Origin of the sequence: Streptomyces sp. CLV115 (assembly GCF_038448545.1) — a bacterium.
Classification (GTDB): Bacteria; Actinomycetota; Actinomycetes; order Streptomycetales; family Streptomycetaceae; genus Streptomyces; species Streptomyces sanglieri.
The window spans coordinates 17214-43558 of record NZ_JBCEWQ010000021.1; the positions used below are offsets into that span (position 1 = coordinate 17214).

Below are 26345 nucleotides of genomic sequence, written 5' to 3' on the forward strand. Positions count from 1 at the left end.
GGGGCTTTTTAGGGCTGTTCCTGGGCTCGGTGGCCCCGGCACTGCGTCCAACGGGCAGTCTGTCCGGTGGTCGTGGTGCGCGACGGCGGCCGTTGAGCACCGGTGGCGGGCCATCGCCGGCGCGGTGGCCCCGGGTGCTTCACGACTTATCAAGTTTCCTCTTGTTTGGAACTTTCCGTACTTTTTATTCCGTACGTTCAATTTTCCTTCACGAAGGTCGTGGGTGAATTTCCGGGGCCTTTCGTCCGAGTCACAATGGTTCCCGGTGTCGAGGGGAAATTCCGTACCAGTCGGCGAGGAGCTGATCATGTCACCGACGCAGCACGGCGCGGGGAAACTGCGCAGCCAGGCGTGGTGGGACAATGCGGAAAACCCGGAGATGACAGCTCTGTACATCGAGCGTTTCCTGAATTACGGCTTCACGCGGGCAGAACTTCAGTCGGGGCGACCGATCATCGGGATCGCCCAGACCGGTAACGACCTGGTCCCCTGCAATCGGCACCATCTCGCCCTCGCCGACCGGGTCAAGGACGGGGTCCGCGACGGTGGCGGCATTCCGCTGGAGTTCCCCGTTCATCCGTTGCAGGAGACCGGAAAGCGCCCCACCGCGGCGCTGGACCGGAACCTCGCCTATCTCGGACTGGTCGAGGTGCTCTACGGATACCCCCTCGACGGAGTGGTTCTGACGACAGGCTGCGACAAGACGACGCCTGCCTGCCTGACCGCAGCGGCGACGGTGAACATCCCGGCGATCGTCCTGTCCGGGGGACCGATGCTCAACGGCTATCACAACGGCATGCGGACGGGCTCGGGGCTGGTGATCTGGCAGTCGAAGCGGCTCCTGGCCAGCGGGCAGATCGACTACGACGAATACATGGCACGGGTGACCGCCTCCGCGCCCAGCATCGGGCACTGCAACACGATGGGCACCGCGCTGTCGATGAACAGTCTGGCAGAGGCCCTGGGCATGTCCCTGCCCGGCTGCGCAGCGATTCCGGCCCCCTACAACGAGCGGGCGCAAATGGCCTACGACACAGGCCTGCGGGCGGTTGCCCTGGTGCGAGAGGACCTGACCCCCCGCAAGATCATGACCCGGCACGCCTTCGAGAACTCGATCGTCGTCGCATCGGCCATCGCGACTTCGACCAACGCGCCCATCCACATCAACGCCATCGCACGTCACGTCGGGGTGGACCTGTCCAACCAGGACTGGCACCGTGTCGGACGCAACATTCCGGTGCTGGTGAACCTCGCTCCCGCAGGAGAGTTCCTCGGCGAGGACTTCCACCGCGCCGGCGGTGTCCCGGCAGTCATGCGGTCGCTGCTGGAAGCGGGGCACCTGCACGGTGATGCCGTAACTGTCTCGGGCCGTTCCGTGGCCGAGAACCTGCAGGACGTCCCGCCCGCCGACCCGGCAGTCATCCGCCCCTTCCACGATCCCGTCACCGCGAGTGGCGGACTGCTCGTCATGACCGGGAACCTGTTCGACTCCGCGATCATGAAAACGTCGGTCATCAGTGACAACTTCCGGTCCCGTGGCCTGTCGCACTCCGGCGATCCGTCGGTTTTCGAGTTTCGCGCCATTGTCTTCGACGGGCCCGAGGATTACCACGCGCGCATCGAAGACCCGGAGCTGGGCATCGACCAGGACTGCCTCCTCGTCATCCGCTACACCGGGCCCGTCGGATACCCGGGCTCGGCCGAGGTCGTGAACATGGAGCTTCCCGCGGGGCTGGTCCAGCGAGGCATCACCGCGCTGCCCGCGCTCGGAGACGGCCGGCAGAGCGGTACATCGGACGCACCGTCCATCCTCAACGCCAGCCCCGAGGCCGCGGTCGGCGGCAACCTCGCCATCCTGCGCACCGGTGACCGGATCCGTATCGACTTGGACCACGCGCGCGTCGACGTCCTCCTGCCGGACGAGGACATCGCCGCGCGGCGGGCCGACTACACCCCTCCGGCACTGGAGCACCAGACACCGTGGCAGGAGATCTACCGTGCCACGGTCGGCCAATTGGACAGCGGGGCCTGCCTGGAGCTCGCCGTGTCGTACCAAGACCTCGTCCACACCAAGGGGATTCCTCGTGACTCGCACTGACTCCTGCGGAACGATCCTGATCGCCGACTCCGACTTCGGCGACGTGGACATCGAACGCGCCATCGTCGAAGGTGCCGGACTTCAGCTCCTTGCCGCGCAGTGCAAGAGCGAGGACGAGGTGATCGAGGCGGGACGCGAGGCCGACGGAGTCCTGACTCAGTACGCGCGGGTCGGTTCCCGCGCCATCGACGCGTTGCCCCGCTGCCAGGTGATCGCCCGCTACGGCACCGGCGTCGACATCGTCGACATCGATGCCGCCACTCGGCGCGGCATCCAGGTCACGAACGCGCCGAACGAATGGTGTGCCGAAGAGGTCGCCGATCATGCCGTCGCGCTCTGGCTCGCGGCTGCCCGCAAGATCTGCCAGTACGACCGGGCGACCCGGCAGGGCGAGTGGCACTGGAAGACCGGGATGCCGATCCACAGACTGCGGGGACAGGTGCTGGGCCTGCTGTCGTTCGGGGCCATCGCACGGCTCATCGCCGAACGCGCGAAGGCATTCGGCGTAGAGGTCTGGGCACATGACCCTTTCATCGACCAGTCCGTGATCCGGGATTCCCAGGTCCGACCGGTGTCCTTCGACGACTTGGTCGAAGGTGCCGACCACGTGGTGGTCCAAACCCCGCTCACCCCGCAGACACGCCACACCTTCGACCGTGCGACGCTCCGACGGATGAAGCCGACCGCCGTCCTCGTCAACACGGCACGCGGGCCCATCGTGGAAGACGCGGCGCTCCACCAAGCACTCACCGAAGGGTGGATCGCCGGCGCGGCGCTGGACGACATCGAGGAGGAACCCGCGAAACAGCGTGGATGGCTCCCGACGAACCCCCTCCTCAAGCTGCCCAACGTGATCGTCACACCCCACGCCGCCTACTACTCCGAGGAAGCCATCAGGATGGTACGGACCATCGCCGCTGAAGAAGCCGTACGAGTGCTGACCGGGCAACCGGCACGGTTCCCGGTCAACGAACTGCCGGCCGGCTCTCGCCCGCACCGGGACGACCTTCCCTCTCCCGGGTCCTGACCGTCAGCCGCAGGCGTGTGACCAGCCGTGCGAGCGGCGGCAAAGCGGCCGCCACGGCCTGCCCCGGTTCGGCCGGCAGCCGGGCTCGGCCGGAGTGAGGCTTGGAGTTGGAGTGCCTGATGAGGGCTGGAACGAAGCGAGTGCGGCCCTCGCCCCGTACATCGACAACGGCGTCCTCGCCCAGCAGATCACCCACGAGGAAGCACAACGCCGCGCCCTCGCCACTTTCCTGGACGGCTGGGGCGCGACGGGTGGAGGGTGAGGTGAGTGCCTGTTTTCGCACTGGGCGGCGGGGTTTTGATGGTTGGGTAGGTCTCGTCGAGCTGGTTGTTGGTGCGTGATCTGGTAGGGAGGGGGCGCCATGGAGCCGCTGGCGGCTGGGGATCCGGTGCGTGTGGGGGGTTTCGTGTTGCGTGGTCGGCTGGGCGCGGGCGGGATGGGGGAGGTGTTTCTGGGCCGGTCGCCGGGTGGCAAGGCGGTGGCGGTGAAGGTGGTGCATCCGCATCTGGCGCGGCAGGCGGAGTTTCGGCATCGTTTCCGGCGGGAGGTGGCCGCGGCTCGGGCGGTCGGGGGCGCGTTCACGGCGCCGGTGGTGGCCGCCGGTCCGGAGGACGACCCGCCGTGGATCGCGACGGTCTATATCCCTGGGCCGTCCCTGGCTGAGGCCGTGGCCCAGACCGGCGGGTTGCCGGAGGACTCGGTGTGGACGCTGGCGGCCGGGCTGGTCGAGGCATTACAGGCCATCCACGCCCAGGGCCTGCTCCACCGCGACCTCAAGCCGTCGAACGTGTTGCTGGCCACGGACGGCCCACGCGTGATCGACTTCGGGATCGCCCGCGCGATGGACACCACCGTGCTGACCGAACCCGGAAAAACGATCGGCACACCCGGCTTCATGTCCCCGGAACAAGCCCAAGGCGGCCAGGTCGAGCAGCCCAGTGACGTCTTCGCCCTCGGAGCCGTGCTCGCCTTCGCCGCCACCGGCGTCAGACCCTTCGGCCAAGGCGAGCAGCTGGCGGTCCTGCTCCGCGTAGTCACCGACGAGCCACAGCTGGACGGGCTGACAGGCCCGCTACGTGCCCTGGTCACCGCGTGCCTGGCGAAAAACCCCGCAGACAGGCCCACCACCACCCAACTCCTCGAACAGATCACCGCCCACTGGACCCAGCCCCCCGACTTCCCCGACACCCCACCATGGCCCCACGCCATGACCACCCTCATCGACGCACACGCCACACGTGCAACCGCGCCGTACACCGAACACGCCACCACCCCACCCCCGCCGCGCACTGCGTCCACGACAGCCGCAACAGAACAAGAAGACCTGGACCGCCGCCGCACTCACGCCGAGGAGCTCGGGCAGGCGGGGGAGCATGCGGAGTCGGCACGCTTGTACTCCGAGCTGGCCGCCGACTTGGCACGTGTCCTGGGGGCTGATCACCCCGACACCCTGAACGCCCGCAGCCGCCACGCCTCCAACCTCGGAGGTGCTGGGGAACATGCGGAGTCGGCTTGTTTCCACGCCGAGCTGGCCGCCGACCGGGTACGTGTCCTAGGACCCGACCACTACGACACACTGCTCACCCGCCATCACCATGCCTGGGAGCTCGGGCAGGCGGGGGAGCATGCGGAGTCGGCACGCTTGTACTCCGAGCTGGCCGCCGACTCGGCGCGTGCCCTGGGGCCTGACCACCCCGACACCCTGAACGCCCGCTACAACCACGCCTGGCAGATGGGGGACACGGGGAAGGACGCAGAGGCGGCTTGGCTGTTCGCCGACGTCGCGGCCGACCGGGCGCGTGTCCTGGGGCCTGACCACCGCGACACACTGCTCACCCGCCATCTCCATGCCTATGTGCTGGGGCGGAAGGGGGAGCATGCGGAGTCGGTTCGGCTGTTCGCAGAGCTGGCCGCCGACTTGGCACGTGTCCTGGGACCCGATCACCCCGACACCCTGAACGCCCGGTCGTTTTTCGATCGCTGAGTGGAGCTTGCGCACGCCTCACGATCCGGTTGGTGGCTTCGTCGATGTCAGGTGGTCCTGGCACGACTTCCGTGAATCGGTCACGATGAGTGATCAGCGGGTGTTTCGAGTGCTTGGAGGATCGTCTTCGCCCGCGTCGGCGCGCCGTTCAGCCGGCTGGCGATCTCTGTCGCCGATCCTGAGAAGGCGATGGAGACTCTCCTGCCGCTGGTCTCGCGGGATCGGCTGGGATGAAAGCGAGCGGCCTCGCTTCCGAGGACGCCGACCGGCCCTGGACAGCCCGGCTGACCACCTCCGGCGGCGAAGCACTCCTGCTGCGAGGAGCCGTCACCCTGGTACTCGTCCTGTGAGCCACGAAGAGGCGCGCCCCGGACGGCCACCACCGCCGACATGTCGCACTTCGCCTCGATCAGCTCCTCCAGGGCGTCGCGATACTCGTCGCGGAATCCAGTGATGTCGTCGATGGCCATGGTGTCGGTGAGCTGGACGGCCCGTTCGATCTCTTCTTCGTCGAGGTCGATGTCCTTCGGTCTGAGGGTCTCGGGGCTGCGAATCTCGTCGGGCCACCGCATCGCGTGCAGCACGATCGCGTCGTCGCGTACCCGGAGCACCCCCAGTCTTTCGCGCTTTCGCGGTTGTGCCATGCGAATTTGGCGATGACGACCTTGTCGGAGCGCTCCAGTGCCTTGCGGAGCAGGGTGTAGGGCTGGGCCGCGATCTGTCCGTCGATTGTGAGGTAGTAGCTGTCGCTGATCCGGATCGGGTCGATGCTGTCGGCGTCGACGAACGCGACGATCTTGATGGCCTTCGCGGTGGGCAGCGGCATCTCGTCGAGCTCTTCGTCGGTGACCGCGACGACGTCGTCCTTGGCGAGCTCGTAGCCCTTGCCGATCTCCTCCTGCGGCACGACTTCGTCGTCGACCGAGTAGATCTTACGGGTGCGGACCCGGCCCATGTCCTCCAGGTGGACCTGGTGGAAGCGGATCGCATGGTCCTCGGTCGCACTGACGCCCTTGATCGGGATGCTGACCAGGCCAAAGGAAATGGCTCCGGCCCACAAGGGCCGCGGCATACATACCTTCAGGCCCCCTACTAGAGAGCGTGGGCCGGGGTAGAGTCTCAGGCTTCGTGGCCAAATCTTCAGAGCAGATGGCCACTGTTTGGCCAGTTGGCTGAGACGCTCCGGACAGCATCACCGTCGCCCAGCTCACCAGGCGTGCCCGGCGACGCCGCCGACCACCCCATGGCCACGCACCTGAATCGCTGGCAGAAGAGGCCAGAGCACGACACGACAGGTGAGGCCACGAGAGCACGAGTGATCCGGTCGTGCCGCAGGCCGCCCCGCTCGACGCATCCGTCGACGCGCTGTCCGACGTACTCGACATGATTCACCTGCGCGGCGAGGCGCTGACCTCGGTCCGGGCGAGCGGCGGGACTTACGCCCGGCACACGGCGGGAGAGCGGGCACTGCATCTCGTCCAAGAAGGACCGGTCGAGCTCGTCGTCGACGACGGAACCCGACTGCCGCTCGGGCAGGGGGACATGGCGTTGCCGGCGACCGGCGCCGCGCACCGGCTGAGGGCGGTGGAGGGGGACGCCTTCTGGATGAGCGGCCGGTTCCTGATTGAGGAGAGCGCGGCCTCCCCGCTCCTCGCGTCGCTGCCCGAGGTGATCGTGCTGCGCGGCGCCGAACCCGGTCTGGAGTGGCTGCCGCTCAGCGCCGGGCTGCTGGCGGCCAAGCGCCGACCCGAGCGCCGGGTCGCGAGCCGTGGCGTCCAGGCTTCTGGACCTGCTGTTCATCAAGGCGCTGCGGGCCTGGTCCGACGCCGACGGGGCCGGCGGCAGCCCGGGGCGGCTGACCGCCGCGCTCGACCGGGCCCTCGGGCCCGCCCTGCGGGCCATCCACCGCCACCCCGAGCAGTCCTGGACGGTGGAGGAGCTGGCCGGCCTCGCCTCGCTTTCACTGAAAGTCACCTCCCAGGCCCCCGGATACCCTTCCCGTTCCAGTTCTCAGCGGTCTTGGACGTGACGCCGCTGTGTCAGTGGGGGAGCGGCATGATGCCCGAATGGATCAGGTGGATCAGGGACTGGCAGCACTGATAGCCGGCGTGGCCGCCTTCGGCGGAGCCGTCATCAGCGGTTGGTACACCGGACGATCCGCCCGGGTCGGCGCAGAACGCGCCGCGGCAGCAGTTCTTGAACAAGTCACCAAGCAAGCCGCAGCAGAACACGGTCACTGGCTGGTCACCCCCCGATCCTGTTCGGCATCACCGGGCGGTTCGAGCTGCTGGAGCAACTCGGCGGCAGAGGAACGGGGGCGGTACGGCGGGCGCGCGGACTTCGCCGTGCACCGGGAGCGGCCCTGGAGGAAGTACGGCCGCCCGATGCCGAACCGCTGCGGCTGGTCCCGACGCGGCGCGTACTGCGCGAGGCCGCTGCCGCAGGCAGGTATGCGTCTAACGGAGGATGAGTTCTTCTTCGGTGTGCTGCCAGCCGTTCCGTTGGTACTCGCGTGGTGACATCCCGTGGGCGCGTGTGAACACTCGCGTGAGGGCGGAAGCGTCCGTGTAGCCGAGCTTCCGTGCGGCTTGGCCGACCGTCATGCGTTCTTCGAGGTATTGGCGGGCGAGGGTCATGCGGAGCTGTGCTCGCCACTGCACATAGGTCCGACCGGTCGCGTCGATGAAGTCGTGACCGAGCGTCCTGGCGTCCACGCCGAGTTCCGCGCCCCACTGGACGAGCGTGCGTCGGCTCGCCGGTTCGCGCCGGATCTCCTCGATGATCCGGCCGACGGCGGCAGCGACTGACCCTCCGTCGGCTGTGGGAAGACGCGGTGCGGAGAAGAGTTCGAGAAAGCGCCGCGTGATGTCGTTGGGGTCGTGCCCCTCGGGGCGGATGAAGCTGTAGTTGGCGACGACCGTGTGCAGGAGACGGCCCTCGGCCTGCGGGGGAAGGCTCTGGACGAGGACGTCTGCCGGCAGGGCCGGCGATGGCCCCGGACGGGAGCCGAGTGGCAGCAGGAGCGCACCGCGCGGGAGCGTCATGCTGTTGGGCACTCCTGCCGGGAGCCAGATGGCATCGCCTCGCCGCAGCCGGTGTCTCCGGCCCCCGACGACGAGCTGCGCAGTGCCACGGTAGGCCCAGACGAGCACATGGAAATCGTTGATCCGGTTCCAGGTCCGCGACGCCGGTATCGACGGCGGCTTCGCGTCCGCCGCTCCGTCCGCCGCTCCGTTCGTGTGGACGTCGATCCGCGTTTCGAGAGGGCTCGGGAACGGCCGGGTCCCGGTCGGTCCGCCGCGACGCTGTCTCCTGTACTCGCCGGGTGCGACTCCGGCGTACGCGTGGAATGCCTTCGTGAATCCGGCAGGAGTCGAGAACCCGACCTGCCTGCCGGTCCAGCCGATGTCGTGGCCGAGGTCGAGGTAGCTCGCCGCGGCGGCGACCCGCGCGGTGGTGCGCCACCGCGCGAAGGGCAGTCCCGTCTCGTTCCGGAACTGCTGCTGCAGTGTTCGGACGCTGACGCCGACCGACTGCGCCAGTTCGTCGATTCCCGCGCCATGGCTCGGATTCTGGAGCAGTGTCCGCGCGACGGTGAGGGCTTCGGGCGATGTGGGCAGCGGTGGGGCAGGCAGCGGACCGCGGTCGCCGTGCGCCGGGTCTGCCGGGTGCGCGTTGGCGACGAGGTCGAGCAATCCGCTGTCGTCCGCAGCTCCGCGCAGGTAGCCGAGGCTTCGGGCGAACTGATACATGAGCCAGTCCGACCAGCTGCCCGGGAAATCGACGCGGAGAGGGCGGTCGATCACGGTCGACCGGGAACGCGCGGCCGGGAAGACCGGGACCGCGAGGGAACCGGCCTCGACGTCGACCTCGTAGGGGACGCCGGCGGGTATCCAGATGCCCTGGCCCGTCGTGAGGCGATGCTGTTCCGTTGCCGTCTGTACGCGGGCGGCGCCCGCGTACATCCAGAGCAGGGACGGCTCGCGTGCGTTTCCGGGCGAGGTCGCCCGTGCGGCCGGAATCCCCGAGGCCGGATCGATCAGGAACTGATGGTGCGCGACCACGTCAACCATGTTCCGTCAGTCCATGAATCATGCACGTCAGGATAACAATCGGCCAAATAGTAAGGCTAGCCTTACCTGCGTGGTCGCTGTGGCGATCTGACGCCCGCTCTCCAGGCCACGTCCCGCTTCGAGGAGTTCTTCCGTGTCTGTACCCGCGCGCCCGCTGACCGTGCTCCCTGTGGCCCTGCGAGAACTGGTCGTCGCCCGGATCGTCGACGCCACGGCAGGAATGCGGCGCGTGACCTTGACCGGCGACCAGCTGGGGGCGTTCACCTCTGCGGACCGGACCGAGTGGCCGACGTTCACGTCGCCGGGTTTCGACGACGACATCCGGCTGTTGTTCCCGTACCCGGGTGAGAACGAGCCCGTCCTCCCTCTCGTCGAGGATGGACGGGTGACGTTCGCGGAGGGGCGCCGGCCGATCGCCCGGGCCTACACGGTGCGCCGCCATGACCCGCGCCGACGTGAACTGGATGTCGACATCGTTCTCCACGGTGACGGGGTCGCATCGAACTGGGCTCGTGCAGTGGCTCCGGGGGACCGGATGCATATCGCCGGTCCTGCCAGGACACGAGGAATCCCGATCGGCGCGGACCGGCTGCTGATCGCGGGCGACGACACGGCGATTCCCGCGATCGCGCGTCTGATGGAAGAACTTCCCGACGACACCCGCGGGCGCGTGCTCATCGACGTCGAGCACGCCTCGCACGCCCAGGAACTGCACGGTCCCGCAGGGATCGACGTCACCTGGCTCCCCCGGGACCCGTTCGCTCCGTCGCATCCCGATGGGCTGCTGGAGGCCATTCGCGAAATGGCCTGGGAGGAAGGGGAATGGTTCGCGTGGCTGGCCGGCGAGCAGTCGGCGGTCCAGGAGATCCGCCGGCATCTCGTCCGCGAACGCCGCATGCCCAAGTCCGCGATCGACTTCACGGGCTACTGGAAACGCGAGCCCGCGGACGGCGTCCGCTCCCACCGGCTCTGACCAACTCTGACGTCCTGACACCGGCGGCCGCCTTTCCTGCCACCGCACACCCCGGCATGCCCTCGCCGGCTGTCCGGGCAGTCCTGTTCACCCACCCCGAGAAACACAAGAACGGCACTCATGAACCTCACACGACGCCGCGGCATCACAGGCTTGATCGGCACAGCACTGGCCGCTGCTCTCGCACTGACAGGATGCTCGTCCACGGCATCGCCCCGGGAGACGTCGACGACCGGCGACGGGGCGAGCCTGATGCCGGCCGCCGAGGGGCACACCTCCTACCCGCTGACCCTGGAATCGCCCTTCGGTAAGACCGTTCTGAAGAAGCGTCCTGAACGGATCGCGGCGGTCGTACCGAACGCGATCGACACGGAACTGCTTCTGTCGCTCGGCGTGAAGCCCGTGCTCAGCTCCAGTCTCGTCAACGAGGGCGGGTACCTCGGCGAGCACGGCGCGGACGACATCGAGACATTCGAGTTCGCGATGGGCGAAGAGGTGCCGGTGGAAGCGGTCGCCGCAAGCCGCCCGGACCTCATTGTCGCCGTCGGGTGGACGAACGGCCTCGGCGGAGTGAAACTCGCCGACCACTACGACCGGCTGGCGACCATCGCCCCGGTCGTGACCAGCCCGGACACCTCGTCGCAGCTGCTCCTCCCGTGGCAGGACTCGATTCGTGTGCTCGGAGAGGCACTCGACCTCGCCGACACCGCGAAGAGCGTCATCGACGGCAACAAGACGTACTTCGCGACGGTGCGCAAGAGGCACCCGGAATTCGAAGGAATCACGGCGACATGGGCGATCTACTACGGTGCGGCCAACGGGCTCCAGTACCTGTCGCGGCCCGATTCCGCACCGGAGACGTTCCTGGGCGAGCTGGGCTTCGCGAAGAACCCGAACGCGCAGGAGTTCGCGCGGGACGCCACGGTGAGCGACGAACTGCTCTCGAAGACCGACGCCGACGTGCTGCTGCTCGGTCGGAGCGCGGCCGCGAGCGAGGCGGAGATGCGAAAGCTGACCGGCCGCAGCCTGTTCAAGAACCTCGGCGCCGTGTCCTCCGGACACTTCGTGCAGCTGCCCCCGAAGACCGATGACGGCGGAGATCTGCTGTGGGCGATCACCAGCGGCGGACCGATCGGGAACAAGTGGGCGGCCGAACACCTCGTTCCGCTCATCGCCGACGCCCTCTGACACCCCCACATGTACGGGGCGTGCGGATTGCCGCGCCCCGCACACGCCTGACCGAGGAGAGCCATGACCACGGACGCGTCGCAACCTCGTCTGCTGGAGGAGAGACGCACGGAGCAACTCCCGCAAGCTCGGAGGATGCTCGGACTGGTGACGCTGACGTTCGTGCTTGTCTGCGTGACGGCACTGAGCGTGAGCTTCGGAGCGAATCCGGTCCCGCTCCGGGACGTATGGCAGAACGTGTTCCATCCCGACGGGTCCGAGGCGGCCTCGATCGTATGGACGCTGCGGGTGCCCCGCACCCTCGTCGGCATCGTCTCGGGCCTCGCTTTCGGAGTTGCGGGAGCACTGATCCAGGCGATCACCCGGAACCCGCTCGCCGACCCGGGAATCCTGGGCGTGAACGCGGGTGCGGGGTTCGCGATCACGATCGGCGTGGGCCTGTTCGGGGTGTCGGGCATCACCGGGTACGTGTGGTTCTCCTTCCTCGGCGCGGTCGCCGCAACAGCGGTCGTGTACGCCATCGGCTCCTCCGGGCGGGGCTCCGCCTCACCGGTCACGCTCGTGCTCGCCGGTGTGGCCCTGACCGCGGTGCTCACAGCGTTCTCGACATTCCTGATGCTCATGGACGAAGAGACCTTCCGGGCCTTCAAGAAGTGGGGCCTCGGATCGATCGCCCGCACCTCGATTTCCGACGTGCTCTCCGTGCTCCCGTTCATCGCCGTCGGGCTGGTGATCGCGTTCTGCCTGGGCGGAGCGTTGAACGCCGTCGCCCTGGGCGACGATCAGGCCGCATCGCTGGGCGCGAGCGTCACCCGCACGCGCGTCGCCGGGATCGCCGCGGTCACGCTGCTCGCGGGTGGGGCCACGGCGATCACCGGAGGAATCGCGTTCATCGGGCTGATGGTTCCGCACGTCGTGCGCTGGTTCACCGGACCGGATCAGCGGTGGATCATCGCCTGCACCGCCCTGGCCTCGCCGACCCTCGTCCTCGCCGCCGATGTGATCGGGCGCCTCGTCGCCCGCCCCGGGGAGATCGAAGCGGGCGTGCTGACGGCCCTGATCGGCGCCCCCGTACTCATCGCGCTCGTGCGCCGCAGGAAGGCGACCGGACTGTGAACCGCTCCACACTTCAGCCCGGAACAGTCGATTTCGGCTACCGGCATGTCAACCTCCGCATCGGCGGCCTCGTCGCGGCACGCTTCGGCATCCGAACCCTTGCGGTCAACGCGGTCCTGGCGGCAGTCGCCATCGGCATCGCGGTGCTGTCCCTCGGCTTCGGCGACTATCCGCTCACCCCCCTCCAGGTCGTGCGGGCGCTCACCGGACAGGGCGACGATTTCCACCGGCTGATCGTGACCGAATGGCGTCTGCCAATGGCGATCGGCGCCGTCCTGTTCGGCGCGCTGCTGGGCATCGGCGGGGCGATCTTCCAGTCCCTGACCCGCAACCCCCTCGGGTCACCGGACGTGATCGGCTTCGACGCCGGCTCCTATACGGGTGTCGTCATCACGATCCTGCTTCTCGGCTCACACCACCACTGGCCGGTGGCCGCGGCAGCGATCGCCGGCGGTCTTCTCACCGCGGGCGTGGTCTACCTGCTCGCCTACCGGCAAGGTGTGCAGGGGTTCCGACTGATCATCGTCGGCATCGCCCTCTCGGCCATGCTCGGATCGATCAACTCGTACCTCATCACCCGCGCCGACATCAACGACGCCATGAGCGTCGGCTTCTGGGGAGCGGGCTCACTGAGCCGCGTGGGATGGGCCGCGCTCGTCCCCTCCCTGATCGGCGGGACGCTCATCCTCGGATGCGTCACCGCCCTCGCCCCGGCGCTGCGGCAGTTGGAGCTGGGCGACGACGCAGCCCTCGCACAAGGAGTCAGCGTCCCCCGCGCCCGCCCGGTGCTCTTGATCACGGGCGTCGCCACGACCGCATTGGTGACCGCCGCGGCCGGACCGATCGGATTCGTCGCCCTCTGTGCACCGCAGCTCGCACGGCGCCTGACCCGCACCCCGGGGGTGACGATCGCCTCCGCCGCCTTCACGGGGGCCGCCCTCCTCACCCTCGCACACGCGTCGTCGCTGGCGATCGCGCAGGCGTACCGGCCCGTGCCCGTCGGCCTGATCACCGTCTGCCTGGGCGGGCTTCACCTGATCTGGCTGCTGATCCGCGAAACGAGACGAAACACATGACCCGTTCCGACACCGAGATGTACGCGAACACATCGACCCGTTCCCGGCTCCGCGCCGAGAACGCGACGATCGGATACGACAAACGCCCCGTCAACACGCAGCTGTCCGTGGCGATTCCCGACGGCTCGTTCACTGTCGTCGTCGGCCCGAACGCGTGCGGGAAGTCCACACTGCTGCGCGGACTCTCCCGGCTCCTGCGGCCCGCGAACGGGCAGATCGTTCTCGACGGCCAGGACATCCACACCTACAAGGCCAAGGAGGTCGCGCGACACCTCGGGCTCCTCCCACAGTCCTCGCTCGCCCCCGACGGCATCCGCGTCGCCGACCTCGTCGCCCGCGGACGCCACCCGTACCAGAAGCTCATCCGCCAATGGACCGGCACCGACGAACAAATCGTCGCGGAAGCGATGGCCGCGACCGGCGTCACGGAACTGTCCGCGCGTCCGGTCGACGAGCTCTCGGGCGGACAACGCCAGCGGGTCTGGGTGGCGATGGCGCTCGCCCAGCAGACGGACATCCTCCTCCTCGACGAACCGACGACCTTCCTCGACCTGACCCATCAGATCGAACTGCTCGAACTGTTCACCGACCTGCACCTGGCCGGCCGAACCCTCGTCGCGGTACTCCACGACCTCAACCAGGCGGCGCGGTACGCGACACACATGATCGCGATGAAGGACGGCGCCGTCGTCGCCGAGGGACCGCCCTCCCGGATCGTCACCACGGACCTGGTCGAGGACGTCTTCGGGCTCCGATGCCTCGTCGTCGCCGATCCCGTCGCCGGCACACCCCAGGTCGTTCCGATCGGCCGCGACCGCACCACCCGCCAGGAGAACATCGATGACGCCTGAACACGCACCCCACTCGCCGCCGGCCGGCCGCTCGCCCCTCGCGCGTGCGCTGCTCCCCAGCCTCCCGTTGCTCGGCGTCGCCTCGTTCACCGCAGCGACGGCCGGGCTCTGCGGCCTCGGCGCGCTCTGGTCCACGACACGGCTCCTCACCGACCCGACACCCACGTATGCGATGTGGGCCTGTGCGGCATGGATCACCAGCGGCCTGCTCTCGGCCATGTCCTCGTGGACGGCTCACCGCGGCGAAGCGCGCTTCGCGGAGCGCCTGCGACGCGAAGTGGCGGAACACCTGGCCCGGATGCCGATGAGTGCTCTGGCCAGACGCGGCGGCGACGCACTGCGCCGCCTCGTCTCCGACGACATCGCGGCACTGCACCACGCGGTCGCTCACCTGCCGGCCGAGAGCACGACACTCGCGATCGTGCCCGTGGCGAGTGTGATCGTCCTCCTCGCCGTCGCGGGCCCCGCCGCGCTGCTCGCCCTCGTCCCAGGGCTGCTCGCCGCCTGCTACTACCTGCTTGTCGTCCCACGAACCTCCGCACGCCACGGAGCCGAGAGCGCCCGGGTGATGAACGACATCGTCACTGCGGTCGACGACTACGCCCGCGGAATCCACGTCTGCCGCACCTACGGAGCCCAGGGCGGGGCCGCGGCCGGCTACGCGGCGGCAACCCACCGCTTCACCACGGGAATGGTCCGCTGGGTGGGACGGGTCGCAACACTCGCCGCCGTCGCAGGAGCGTTGCTCCAAGCCGCCGCGACCTATGCGATCGCCTACGCCGTCGGCCACGCCCAGGACACTGGAACGCTCGCCACGATGCTGCTGTTCGGTCTGGCCGTCGTCACCCCGGCGCTGCGCCTCGGCCACGGGCTCGACTATGTCCGCGCGGGCCGCGCCGCCGCGGACCGCATCGCCGAGGTACTCCGGGAACCCGCCGTCACGCCCTCCTCGCGCCGAGCCGACGAAGGGGAGAACACCACGGGAACGACCCTGGCCGGCCTCACGGTCAAAAACGCGGAACGCGTCCTCGTCCACGACGTGACCCATGCGTTTGAGCCGTCGACGATCACCACCGTCACCGGACCCAGCGGAAGCGGCAAGACGACGCTCCTTCGCGTCATCGCCGGACTTGAGCCAGCCACGGCAGGGAGCATCGTCTTCCCGGCCGCTCCGGCCGCGCGGTCACATGCCCACTCGTCATCCGGACCGGTTCTCCTCGTCCCGCAAGGCGGCGACGTGCTGCCCGGGACGGTCCGCGACACCCTCCGCCTCTCCGCCCCGAACACTGCCGACCGGGACCTGGCCGAGGGGCTCCGGCGGGCCCAGCTCGGCATCCCGCCCGAGGCGGAGACGACGAACCTCTCCGGCGGCGAAAGACAACGCGTCGGACTGGCGCGGGCCTTCCTCACCGACGCGCCCGTCATCCTCCTGGACGAACCGACCAGCGCACTCGACGAGCGAACGGCCGCCCGGTTCATGGCAGAACTGCGCCTTCTCGCCGACGGGGGAAAGACGCTGATCATCGTCACGCACGACCTTCAGCTCGCCGCGACCGCGGACGAACAGCTCACGCTCGCCGACGGGCACCTCACGACGACCGGAGCCATACGATGACCACGCCCGCCCCCCAGGCACTTCCTGCCACGGCGAAGCGCCGACTGCTCCTGATCTCACTGGGATGGGTGCTCGTCGCTGTCGCAGAAGCGGCCGCGTACACGGCACTCGCATGGGCGATCGCGAACAGACAACCGCCCGGACCGGTGCTCGGCGCAGCGGGGGCAGCCGTCGCGATCACGGTGCTGGTCTCACGCAGCGGATATCTCACCGGGGCTCGGCTCGCGGGCGACCTCTACGACGCGCTCGGTACCGCGTTCGCGCGGGCCAAACTCTCCTGGTTCACGGAGACCAACCGTGCACTGATCGGGACCGTCGCCGGACGCGCGATCCCGACGCTGATGAGCGTGCCCGCTCATCAGCTCCAGACGTTCATCCTTTCGCCACTGATTCCCCTGCTGCTGCTCGTCGGCATCGGAATCGTCGGCGGGCCGTCCGCGACGCTGCTCGTGGGTGCGCTCCTGGCACTCGCCTTCGTCGCGCAGAGCATCGCCCAACGGGCCCTGGCCCGCGCGGACGCCGGCCGGGGCGACGCCGAGCACGCTGCCGCCGCGGCGTCGCTGGAGTTCATCGATCATCTCGAACTGCTGCGGACGACCGCAGGCCCCGAACAAGCCGTCGCACGCCTCACGGCAACCTGGCAGGCCCAGGAAGCCGCACTCGCGCGCACGAACAACGCCTCCGCACCGGCGACCTTCGTCTCCGGCCTCGCCGGCGTCCTTCCGCTCGCCGGCCTCGTCGTACTCCTCGCGGCCACGGGAATCGACGATCCCGCATCGGCGCTCGCACTCGTCATCCTGACCGGACGGGCCGCGGCACCGCTGGACGCACTCGCTCTCGCCGGCCTCACAGTGAACGACCTGCGCACCACGCTCCAGCAGTACCGCAGCGTGGCCACCCCGCCCGCTCTGGCGGAACCATCGCGGAGCGCCCCGCGGAACGGCCACGAACTGGAACTCGTGAACATCTCGCACCCGCCCGTGCTCCGCGACATCTCCGCCGTCGTCCCCGAAGGGGCACGAGTGCTCATCACCGGTCCGACAGGAAGCGGCAAGAGCACCCTGCTCAACGTGCTCATGCGCTTCGACGACCCCGAAATGGGGCGCGTGACACTGGGCGGAGTCGCCCTGACGGAGCTGCGCCACGAAGACCTCGCCGCACACATCGCCTACGTGCCTCAAGAGCCGATCGTGTTCGACGGCACTCTCGCGGAGAACATCCGGCTCGGCAACCCCGCGGCCACCGACGACGATCTCGTCGAAGCCGCCCGGAAGGCACAGTTGGACACCGTCGTCACCCGGTCTCCGCACGGCATCCACCAGCATGTCGGACACCGCGGAAACGCACTCTCCGGCGGGGAACGCCAACGCGTCGCCCTCGCCCGCGCACTCCTGAAGAACGCACCGATCCTCATCCTCGATGAAGCAACAGCGGCACTCGACACGGCGACAGAACAACGCATCGTGCATACGCTGCGGCAGCTGCCCAGCACGATCATCGCGGTCACCCACCGCAATACCGAAGTCTGGGACGCCACGGACGTCATCACCCTTCATGGGCGTACGCCCCGTGCATGACGCGACGAGAACCGGTACGCCGGCCAGCGCACCGAAACTCACCCGGTCCGGCCCCGGCCGACCGCCCGGACCACCTCACCGAACCCCGCCACCGCACCACACGAAGCCACCGCCCCCACCCATGCCGACCAGGCGAAACACCCCTGACCAGCCCTGTTTCCACACCCCAACCCACACCCCAACCCGCACCGGGGCCCGACACCCCACTGGACCCGACCTTTGAAGACGGGCCCCAGGGCAGAGACTTCCGGGAAGGGCAGAGACTTTCCGGCGGAGGCCATGACGCCCGAGAGTATCGGGCCGCGAGCGACCGGCCCGGCGACCGGCCCGGCGACCGGCCCGGCGACCGGCCCGGCGACCGGCCCGGCTTCCTGCACAGAGCTGTCTCGCACGCGAGACACCGGCCCGGCCGCCGCGACCGCGCTCGACTACGGCCTCTCCCAGCGCGCTCTGATCGCCGTCTCCGCCCGTTCCGGCGACGTCGCGGAGCTGATCACCCGCCGCCTCACCGCGCTCGCCCGAAGCGGCTTGAAGGCCCTCGACGAGCCCACCGTGCGCGCGGTGGTCCGTCAGGCCATCCGCGACATCCGCCCCGCCCCCGCCGATCCGCTGGCGGACCCGACCGTCGCCGCGCTGTCGTCGACGACCTCGCCGCCCGCCGCTACGCGATGTCCGGCGACCGCCGTGCCCTGCACGGCACCGTCCTGCGAGCCACGAAAGGGTGACAGGATGATGCCGCCGCATTCTGATTGCCCGGTGTGGACGATCGCGTAATTCCCCAGGGGTAAGTTCACGTAATTCCCCAGGTTCCTCGGCCTGAGAGCGCGGCAGGTCCGCGGAAGTGGCCGGGTTACTCTCATCTCGTTCCAAGGCCATGACCTGAGATGATCTCCGCTGACGGGGAGGTGCAGTAGTGGAGATGCCACCGACGCACCTGGCTGTCGAACAGGACCGGCTGGAGGAACTGCGCGACCTCTTGGCGGCAGGAGCTGACATCCACGAGGAGTACATGCACCGGGCCGTCGAAGGAGAGATCGACGGACACGTCCAGACCGGGGAGCCCCTCCATGTGGATGCCACGTGCTTCCTGCTGTCTCAAGGTGCAGATCCCACACGTCGTTCACACGGCGGGACCGGAGTGTCAGCCCACCATCTGGCCTTCGTCAACAGGCACTGGCTTGCTGACGCTCTCTTCGAAGCCTGGCTCACCCGTGGGGACATCAAGATCGGTCTTTGAAAGACGGTCTCTGGTTGCTTAAGAAGTCATCTCATTTGGCGAGTCTGCGGTAGCAGATGAGGGTGCAGGCGATGCTGGTGCAGGCGAGGAAGTGATCGGCCTTGTGTTCGTAGCGGCGGTGGAGTCGGCGGCAGCCGGCGAGCCAGGCCATGGTCCGTTCCATGGTCCAGCGGTGTCGCCCGAGCCACTGCGAGGACTCGACTCCCTTGCGGGCGATGCGGGGCCGGATGCCTCGCTGTGCCGGCCATTGCCGCAGGTGGCGGTAGTCGTAGCCCTTGTCGGCGTGGAGCTTGCCGGGCCTGCGCCGACGTGGGCCCCGCCGGGATCTGATGGGTGGTATGCCCTTCACGAGCGGGACCAGGGCCTGGCTGTCGTGGACGTTGGCACCGGAGATTCCGACCGATAGAGGCAGACCGGCCCGCTCGGTGATCAGATGGATCTTTGACCCGTGCTTGCCCCGGTCGACAGGATTCGGACCCGTCAGGTCCCCCTTTTCAGGGCCCGCATGTTCACCGAGTCGATCGCACATCTCGACCAGTCCAGGTCGCCGCGGGAGCCCAGTTCATCGAGGACCAGGCGGTGCAGCCTGGCCCACACCCGGGCCTTCGTCCACTCGGCGAACCTGCGGTGGGCCGTCGCACCAGACGGCCCGAACGACGCCGCGGGCAGCCGCTGCCACGTGCAGCCCGACGTCGCAACGAACACAATCGCAGCCAGCACCTCACGATCACCATGCCGACGCCGACCACCACCCTGAGGCCGCGACGGCGCCTCCGGCACCACGCGCTGGAACAACTCCCACAACTCGTCCGGCACCAGCCGCTCAACAATCCAGACCACAACCGAAGCCTACCCAACCAAATGAGATGAATTCTTACTGCTGTGCTGGCTGGCCCTGCTGCTGACCGCATCATCGAGACCACCTGCAACGACACCTGGTCCAACCTTCGCCTCCAGCTTGAGCGCCTGCACGTGCACCGGACCAGCCGGCACATTCCGCCAGTGCACCGAGATCACCAAGCCTCAACAGAGGATCCTGACTGCGCTCGGGGTCTCCCCGTCACCCCGGGTCCTCGAAGCCGCCCCACCCGCATGACCAGGCACAACACGACCGCCTAGGCACACGCCCCGGCGGCGCTCTCGCATACGTTTTCGCAGGTCAACCCACAGATTCGTGACCTAGACCGCAGAGACTTCTGCGGAACTCAGGCCTGACGCTGAGTCACGGACCGTGCAGCGAAAACGTTTTCGCGTTGATTGACAAGGCGTCCTGAACTCGAATAGAGGGGCGACCGCATCCGCAGCCGCCCCTCTATTCAGGTTCAGGACACCTTCGGAGTGGCTCGCACCCCGTAGTGCACGTACGGCTCTCCCGTCGGCAGTGTGTAGAACATCACCGGCGTCCAGAACTTCCCGCCCGGTTCGCGGTACAGGAACAGCGTGTCCGAGATCGGCACCAGGTCGAACTCCTGTGTTTTCTTCGGCATGAGTTCCGCCAGTGCGCCGGTGGTGGTGTGCACCAGGCGCAACCCGTTCGGGCCCTCCGACACCTCGGCATGGACGCCGGCCCGTTCGTAAACGCCGAGGTGCCGGCTCGCGTCCACCGTGACCGGGGTCGCCGGCGGTTCGAGCGGGCGCGGCATGGCCACGTCGGCGAGTTCGGCGAAGATTTCCTGGTACAGCTCCACATACAGGTCGCGCGCGTGCCCGCCATTCGTCAGCAGCGTGACCGCGAGGCCCTGGTCCGGCAGCAGCCGCAGGAACGCGGACTGGCCGATCGTGTTGCCGTCGTGGCCGATCACGCGGCGGCGGTTCCAGTCGTCGCGGATCCAACCGAGGCCCCACGAATCGCCGAGGGCGTGCGGGTTCGGCACCTCAGCCTGCTTCTCCGCCATCGCCGCGGCCGATTCTTGCGACAGGATCCGCGAGCCGTCCGCGGTCAGACCGCCGGTGAGGTGCAGTCGGGCGAACGCGAGCACGTCCGCGCTCCGGGCAGTGATCAGGCCGGCCGGACCGGCAGAGCGCGGCAACTGCCAGGTCGACGCCGGCTCCGGATCGGCGTCGTCCAGGGCGATGTGGCCGACCGCGGCGCGGAACAGCAACGCCTCTTCCGGCAGCGTGACTGTGTGCGTGAGCCCGAGCGGAGCGAACAGATTGTCCCGCATGGCGGCGTCCCAGGTCTTCCCGGTGAGTTTCTCGATCACCCGTCCCATGAGGACGAAACCCGAGTTGCAGTACGAGAACGTGACGCCGAGCGGGTGATTCTGCGCGGCGCCCTCCAGCAGGTCCACATACTTCTCGACACAGTCGTCGCCTCGGCCGGTGTCGGTGAAGATGTCGCCGTCGATGCCGCTGGTGTGGGTCAGCAGGTGCCGCATGGTGACCCGCTTGGCCACCTCGGGACTGGCCAGCCGCAGTTCGGGCAGCACGTCGGTGATCGGCGCGTCGAGGTCGAGCAGATCCTCGTCGACCAGCTGCATCACCACCGTGGACGTCCATACCTTGGAAATCGAGCCGATCTGGAACAGTGAGTCCTCGGTGACTTCGACTCCGGTGGTCGTGCTCAGCACGCCGTGGGTCGCGAGCACCTCCTCGCCGGTCTCGACGCGCAGAATCCCCAGCGACGCACCGGGAACGCGATGCTTGCGCGCCAGCTCCGCCAGCCGACGGCTCCAGTGCGCGGCATCGATCGGCACCCGCGAAACCCCGCCGACCGCACCCGCGTACTGCTCGACCCACTCGACGACGCGCCGGTTGTAGTCGACGCGGTGCGATGGCGGACCGTTCAAAAGGAACAGATGCGCGCCGCCGGGGTACAGCACCAGCCGCGACGGCACATCGCGTTCGCGCAGCGCGGTGAACCACTGCTCCGCCTGCCCGATCGGGCACCGGATGTCCTCGGCGCCCTGCAGAATCAGCGTCGGCGTGCGGACCTGATCGACCTGAGAGTGCGGGGACGACTTCTCGTAGTTGCTCGTCGAGACGCCGGAGAGCTCGTTGACCGCCAGGACATGTCCGCCGTCGGAGGTCCCGGCCAAGCTGGTCAGATCGCTGACCACACCACCGGCGACGGCGGCGGCGAAGCGGTCGTCCCGGCTCGTCAGGTAGCAGGTCATGAAGCCGCCGTAGCTGTACCCGGTGACGGCGAGCCGGTCCGGGTCGGCGAGGCCCTCGGCGACGAGCTGGTCGATCGGCTCCAGGAAATCCGCGGCGTCCGCGTGGCCCCACGCGCCGACCGTGGCGGTGTAGAACGCTTCGCCGTAGCCGTCGCTGGCACGCGGGTTGAGCAGCAGCACCGCCCAGCCGCGCTCGGCAAGCGCCTGGTGGTAGAGGTGAATGGAGTCCGCGGCACCGTTCCAGGCGTTGTGCGGACCGCCGTGGATGTCGATCAGCAGCGGTTGCGCGCCAGTGCGCTCGGGGTCGCGGATGAGCCAGCCTTGCACGACCGTGCCGTCGCTGATGGTGAACTCCCGCGCCTCACCGGAGAACAGTTCCGCTTCGGACACTGCCGCACCGTGCTGTGTGCGCACGTCGAGCGAACCCGTGGCGCGGTCGAGCACCGCGATCTCGCCAAACGAATCGGCCGTGGCCAGCACGATGGCCGCCTGGTCGCCGACCAGGCTCATTCCGGACACCACGTTGTCGGTGCCGGTCAGCACCGGGCGCGGCTCCCCACCGGCCAAGTCCGCTTCGTACAGATGGCTGCACCCGCGGTCGCGGATCGCGAACAACACGACATCGCCCGCCGCGGTGAGCTGCGGCAGCACGCCCGGATAACCGGGGCCGCCGGGCACCACGTTGCGGTCGAGTGAAGCGGCCAGGTTGACCGGATCGCCGCAGTCCAGCGGGACGCGCATCAGGCCGAGGTGTCCGGTGGCCGTGTCGGTGCGGCCGACCACCAGCAGCGCCGTGCCGTCGGCCGTCCAGCCGACGGTGCCCGCCATGCCCTCGGCGGAACCGACCAGCCTTGGTTCGGAGCTTCGCTCGGTGACGTCGAGGATGTAAGAGGCGGACCGGAAGGTGAGGTCGGCATCGTCGTCCTGTGCCGCGGTGAACGCCACGTGCGTGCCGTCGGGCGACCACGCGGGTTCGCCCGCGTGCCAGTCGCCGAAGGTGAGCTGCCGGACTTCGCCAGTGGCGACGTCGAGGACGTGCAGGTGGCTGCGAAGAGTCTTCAGCAGGCCGGGACCGTCGGACTTGTAGTTCAACCGCTCGGCCACGATCGGCGCGTTCGCCGCGGGGGCCTCGACGGTCGCGGCGAGATCGGTCGCCGCGCAGAAGGCGATCTTGCTGCCGTCCGGGCTCCACACCGGTGCGCCCGCGCCGAGCGGGAGCGTGGTGACCTGCTCGGCTTCACCGCCGGCCGCCGGGAGGAACCACACCTGCGGCGGACCGTCCTGGGCGCGCAGGAACGCGAGCCGGGCGCCGTCCGGAGCCCACTTCGGTGCTGCGTCAGCGTTTCCACGGGTGAGCTGCCGGGCCTCGCCCGACTTCGTGGCCACCATCCAGAGCGCGTCGAGGTTGCGGTCCTCCTCCCGGTCCGCGGTCCTGAGCACGTAGGCGATCCGGCTGCCGTCCGGCGAAAGCGCGGGCTGGCTGGGCACGGCGAGGCTGTACAGGTCTTCGATGCCGAGACGGCGGGTCATACGCTGGCTCCTCTGGAGATCACGGGCTCGTGGCCCTCGGATTCGCTGAAGTGGCAGGCCGCGGCGTGTCGTCGGGATGCGGCGTCCTTGGCCGGATCGGCGCGAAGACAGATGTCGCGGTCGGTGCGCACGAGCGGGCCGACCGGGCAGCGCGGGTGGTACCGGCATCCGGCGGGCGGGTAGTGCGGGTCCGGCGGATCGGCGTCCACGGTCGCGCTCGGCTCAAGGTCGAACAGCGACTTGTGCGCCGACGGGGCGGCGTCGAGCAGGTCTCGGGTGTAGGGATGCTGCGGATCGGTGAGCACCTGCTCCGCCGGGCCGGCCTCGACGATCCGGCCGAGGTACATCACCGCGACGATGTCGCTGAGATGGCGCACGACGGCGAGGTTGTGCGAGATGAACAGCATCGACAGGTCGAGCTGCCGCTGCACCGACCGCACCAGATTGAGCACCGCGCCCTGCACCGAAACGTCCAGCGCGGAGGTGATCTCGTCGGCGATCAGCGCCTGCGGCCGCCCGGCGAGCGCGCGGGCGAGCGCCACGCGCTGCCGCTGCCCGCCGGACATCTCCCCGGGCAGCTGCCCGGCGCGGTCCGGATCAAGATTCACCAGTTCCAGCAGCCGCGCCACTTCCGCCCGCCGAGCCGCCTTGCTGTCCCGCGGCATCGCTTCGGTGATCGACTCGCCGATGGTCATTCTCGGGTTGAGCGACGAATACGGATCCTGGAACACCATCTGCAGCGGGCGGCGGCGCGGCAGCTTCCGCACATCCACTCCACCGAGCAGCACCCGGCCCGCGCTCACCGGCGACAACCCGACCGCTGCCCGAGCGAGCGTCGATTTGCCCGAACCGGACTCGCCGACCAGGCCGACGACCTTGCCCGTGGGAACGGTGAGGGAAACCCCGTCCACCGCGGTCAGTCCGCGCCGTCCGCCGTACCGCACGCTGACGGAGTCGAAAATCAGCTCGCTCATTCCGCGCCTCCCGCCACGACGACGGCACTCACTGCTTCCGGTATCGCCCCATCCGGATGCCAGCACGCCACCCGATGCTCCGGCGCGAACACGGTCAGTTCCGGGTCCTCCGTGCGGCACTGGTCCGTCGCCACCGGGCAGCGGTTCGCGAACGCGCAGCCGGCCGGCATCCGGTGCGGTTCCGGAGGACGGCCCGGGATCACCGCGAGCGGCGCGTCCGGGTCGGCGTCCAGGTCGAGCGTCGTGGCCAGCAGCGCCCGCGTGTACGGGTGCTGCGGCCGGATCTGCGGACCGGCGGCAGGCAGGTCCTCCACTATCCGCCCGGCGTACATCACAAGGATCCGCTCGCACGTCTGGGAAACGACCGCGATGTCGTGGCTGATCAGGATGATCGCGGTGTCCCGTTCGGCGCGCGTATGCGCCAGCAACCGGAGCAGCTGCCGCTGCACGGTCACGTCCAGTGCCGTCGTCGGCTCGTCCGCGATGATCAGCCTAGGGTCGCCCATCAGGCCCATGCCGATCATCGCGCGCTGGCGCATGCCGCCGGAGAACTCGTGCGGGTACTGCTGCGCGCGCCGCTGCGCCGCCGGGATGCGCACGGCGCGCAGCCGGTTGACCGCCCGCGCGAGCGCCTGGGTCCGCGAAAGCCCTTGGTGCTGTTCGGAAACCTCCGCGAGCTGCTTGCCGATCCGGCGGGCCGGGTTGAACGACGTCATCGGGTCCTGGAACACCATCGCCAGCGACGTGCCGAGCAGCGGCCGCAGTTCGCGTTCCGGCGTGGTGAGCACCGGCGTACCGGCGAATTCCAGCCGGTCGGCGGTCACTGAGCCAGGCGCTTCGATCAGCCTCGAAACCGCGAGTCCGGTCAAGCTCTTGCCCGAACCCGATTCGCCGACGACACCGATCGCCTCACCCGCCCGCACGGTGAAGCTCACGCCGCGCACCGGCACCGTCCAGCCGGACGGCTGCGGGAAGGCGACTTCCAGGTTCTCGACCACCAGCACGGTGTCGTCCTTCGCCACTGCCGGCTCCACTGCGGACTTTCGGACCGGCCGAGGGGCCGGCCGCGGCAGCCGGGTCCGGACGCCGATCACCCCGGCGACCGTCTCACCGAACAGGTTGAACGCGAGCCCCGCGACGACCACCGCGACGCCGGGTGCGAGCGCCGCCGCCGGGTTGACGTAAATGCCGTTGAGGCCCTCGTTGAGCAGCCGTCCCCAGTCGTAGTCGGGGGCCTGCACGCCGATGCCGAGGAAGGACAGCCCGGAAAAGGCCAGCAGGGCACCGCCCGCGCCGATAGTGGCGTTGATCGCCAGTGGCTCGCCGATGTTCGGCAGGACGTGCCGGAACAGCAACCGGATCCGGCCCACCCCCGCGACCTGCGCCGCCAGCACGAAGTCCCGGCCGGCAACCGACGCGGACAAGGTCTGCGTCAGCCGCGCGAACTGCGGAGCCAGCGCGAATCCGATCGCCATGACCGAGCCTCGCGTGCCCACGCCGAAGATCACTGCGAAGAACAGCACCAGCAGCAGCCCGGGGAACGCGACCGCGATGTTCACCGCCGACGCCAGCAGCCTGCCGAGCGGGCGCGGCAGCACCGTCGGCAGCATGCCCAGCACGAGTCCCGTCGCTACGCCGATCATCATGGCGACCAGCGCCAGCAGCACCGAAAGCCGGGTCGCCACCAGCACCCGGTAGAAAATGTCGCGACCCAGTTCGTCGGTGCCGACCCAATGTCGCGCAGACGGCCCCTGGCCGATCGCGTTCGTGTCGACCGCCGAAGCCGCGTCCTGCCACAGGATCGGGCCCAGCACCGCGACCGTGAACACCAGCAGGAGCAGGGCGGCCGCGAACCCGCCCAAGGGAGTGCGCAGGGCCGCGAGCCACTGCGTTCCGCGCCGTTTCGCCAT

Annotated in this window: 20 protein-coding genes and 2 pseudogenes; 15 read left to right on the top strand and 7 right to left on the bottom strand. The window is 68.9% G+C overall.

Annotated elements, in window-relative coordinates; translation table 11 throughout:
- Positions 1-124 precede the first annotated feature (124 nt).
- The 4 genes from AADR41_RS10770 to AADR41_RS10785 all read left to right on the top strand — a co-directional run bounded on the left by AADR41_RS10770 (position 125) and on the right by AADR41_RS10785 (position 5109).
- Complete coding sequence (locus AADR41_RS10770; protein WP_342281116.1) at positions 125-2098, top strand: IlvD/Edd family dehydratase; 1974 nt, start codon at positions 125-127, stop codon at positions 2096-2098.
- Entirely contained in the window at positions 2085-3125 is a 1041-nt protein-coding gene (locus AADR41_RS10775; protein ID WP_342281117.1) for a C-terminal binding protein, read from the top strand. Before AADR41_RS10770 ends, AADR41_RS10775 begins: the two co-directional genes overlap by 14 nt.
- Positions 3126-3237: 112 nt before the next feature.
- Positions 3238-3387 carry a hypothetical protein gene (locus AADR41_RS10780; protein ID WP_342281118.1) on the top strand — a complete coding sequence of 50 codons (150 nt, stop codon included), beginning with the start codon at positions 3238-3240 and terminating at the stop codon, positions 3385-3387.
- Positions 3388-3486: 99 nt separating this feature from the next.
- Positions 3487-5109: a serine/threonine-protein kinase gene (locus tag AADR41_RS10785; protein ID WP_342281119.1), complete on the top strand. Its 1623-nt coding sequence runs from the start codon at positions 3487-3489 to the stop codon at positions 5107-5109.
- A gap of 392 nt (positions 5110-5501) precedes the next feature.
- On the opposite strand, the pseudogene ku reads toward AADR41_RS10785, so the two are convergent.
- Positions 5502-6181 (bottom strand): annotated as a pseudogene (gene ku / locus AADR41_RS10790) (non-homologous end joining protein Ku); the annotation flags it as partial.
- Positions 6182-6435: 254 nt separating this feature from the next.
- Between ku and AADR41_RS42835 the strand changes: the two are divergent.
- Both AADR41_RS42835 and AADR41_RS10795 read left to right on the top strand, forming a co-directional pair.
- Positions 6436-6837: pseudogene (locus tag AADR41_RS42835) on the top strand (cupin domain-containing protein); the annotation flags it as partial.
- A gap of 40 nt (positions 6838-6877) precedes the next feature.
- Positions 6878-7138: a hypothetical protein gene (locus AADR41_RS10795; protein ID WP_342281120.1), complete on the top strand. Its 261-nt coding sequence runs from the start codon at positions 6878-6880 to the stop codon at positions 7136-7138.
- 10 nt (positions 7139-7148) lie between these two features.
- On the opposite strand, the gene AADR41_RS10800 is transcribed toward AADR41_RS10795, so the two are convergent.
- The gene (locus tag AADR41_RS10800; protein WP_342281121.1) at positions 7149-7346 is read right to left on the bottom strand and encodes a hypothetical protein; all 198 of its coding nucleotides are present in this window, start codon (positions 7344-7346) and stop codon (positions 7149-7151) included.
- A 219-nt stretch (positions 7347-7565) separates the two neighbouring features.
- A complete protein-coding gene (locus AADR41_RS10805; protein ID WP_342281122.1) occupies positions 7566-9182 on the bottom strand; it encodes an AraC family transcriptional regulator in 1617 nt (538 codons plus the stop codon).
- Positions 9183-9315: 133 nt separating this feature from the next.
- Between AADR41_RS10805 and AADR41_RS10810 the strand changes: the two genes are divergently transcribed.
- The 9 genes from AADR41_RS10810 to AADR41_RS10850 all read left to right on the top strand — a co-directional run bounded on the left by AADR41_RS10810 (position 9316) and on the right by AADR41_RS10850 (position 18815).
- Complete coding sequence (locus tag AADR41_RS10810) at positions 9316-10155, top strand: siderophore-interacting protein (RefSeq protein ID WP_342281123.1); 840 nt, start codon at positions 9316-9318, stop codon at positions 10153-10155.
- Positions 10156-10275: 120 nt separating this feature from the next.
- Entirely contained in the window at positions 10276-11343 is a 1068-nt protein-coding gene (locus AADR41_RS10815; RefSeq protein WP_342281124.1) for an ABC transporter substrate-binding protein, read from the top strand.
- 63 nt (positions 11344-11406) lie between these two features.
- The gene (locus AADR41_RS10820) at positions 11407-12459 is read left to right on the top strand and encodes a FecCD family ABC transporter permease (protein WP_342281125.1); all 1053 of its coding nucleotides are present in this window, start codon (positions 11407-11409) and stop codon (positions 12457-12459) included.
- Complete coding sequence (locus AADR41_RS10825; protein ID WP_342281126.1) at positions 12456-13535, top strand: FecCD family ABC transporter permease; 1080 nt, start codon at positions 12456-12458, stop codon at positions 13533-13535. Before AADR41_RS10820 ends, AADR41_RS10825 begins: the two co-directional genes overlap by 4 nt.
- Positions 13532-14386: an ABC transporter ATP-binding protein gene (locus AADR41_RS10830; RefSeq protein ID WP_342281128.1), complete on the top strand. Its 855-nt coding sequence runs from the start codon at positions 13532-13534 to the stop codon at positions 14384-14386. Before AADR41_RS10825 ends, AADR41_RS10830 begins: the two co-directional genes overlap by 4 nt.
- A complete protein-coding gene (locus tag AADR41_RS10835) occupies positions 14376-16001 on the top strand; it encodes an ABC transporter ATP-binding protein (RefSeq protein WP_342281129.1) in 1626 nt (541 codons plus the stop codon). The genes AADR41_RS10830 and AADR41_RS10835 overlap by 11 nt, the downstream gene beginning before the upstream one ends.
- Positions 15998-17578, top strand: a complete 1581-nt coding sequence (locus tag AADR41_RS10840) for an ABC transporter ATP-binding protein (protein WP_342281130.1) — start codon at positions 15998-16000, stop codon at positions 17576-17578. Before AADR41_RS10835 ends, AADR41_RS10840 begins: the two co-directional genes overlap by 4 nt.
- Positions 17579-17857: 279 nt before the next feature.
- Positions 17858-18352 (top strand): hypothetical protein, encoded by a 495-nt coding sequence (locus tag AADR41_RS10845; protein ID WP_342281131.1) that lies wholly within the window; start codon positions 17858-17860, stop codon positions 18350-18352.
- 145 nt (positions 18353-18497) lie between these two features.
- The gene (locus AADR41_RS10850) at positions 18498-18815 is read left to right on the top strand and encodes an ankyrin repeat domain-containing protein (RefSeq protein ID WP_342281161.1); all 318 of its coding nucleotides are present in this window, start codon (positions 18498-18500) and stop codon (positions 18813-18815) included.
- Positions 18816-18846: 31 nt separating this feature from the next.
- Here the strand turns inward: AADR41_RS10850 and AADR41_RS10855 are convergent.
- The 4 genes from AADR41_RS10855 to AADR41_RS10870 form a co-directional block, all read right to left on the bottom strand.
- A protein-coding gene (locus tag AADR41_RS10855) for an IS5 family transposase (protein WP_342281162.1) occupies positions 18847-19646 on the bottom strand; the annotation gives its coding sequence in 2 pieces (ribosomal slippage) (positions 18847-19307 and positions 19307-19646; 801 coding nt in all).
- A 491-nt stretch (positions 19647-20137) separates the two neighbouring features.
- The gene (locus AADR41_RS10860) at positions 20138-23461 is read right to left on the bottom strand and encodes a serine hydrolase (RefSeq protein ID WP_342281132.1); all 3324 of its coding nucleotides are present in this window, start codon (positions 23459-23461) and stop codon (positions 20138-20140) included.
- A complete protein-coding gene (locus AADR41_RS10865; RefSeq protein ID WP_342281133.1) occupies positions 23458-24435 on the bottom strand; it encodes an ABC transporter ATP-binding protein in 978 nt (325 codons plus the stop codon). The genes AADR41_RS10860 and AADR41_RS10865 overlap by 4 nt, the downstream gene beginning before the upstream one ends.
- On the bottom strand, positions 24432-26345 hold the full coding sequence (locus tag AADR41_RS10870; RefSeq protein WP_342281134.1) for a dipeptide/oligopeptide/nickel ABC transporter permease/ATP-binding protein: 1914 nt from the start codon (positions 26343-26345) through the stop codon (positions 24432-24434). Before AADR41_RS10870 ends, AADR41_RS10865 begins: the two co-directional genes overlap by 4 nt.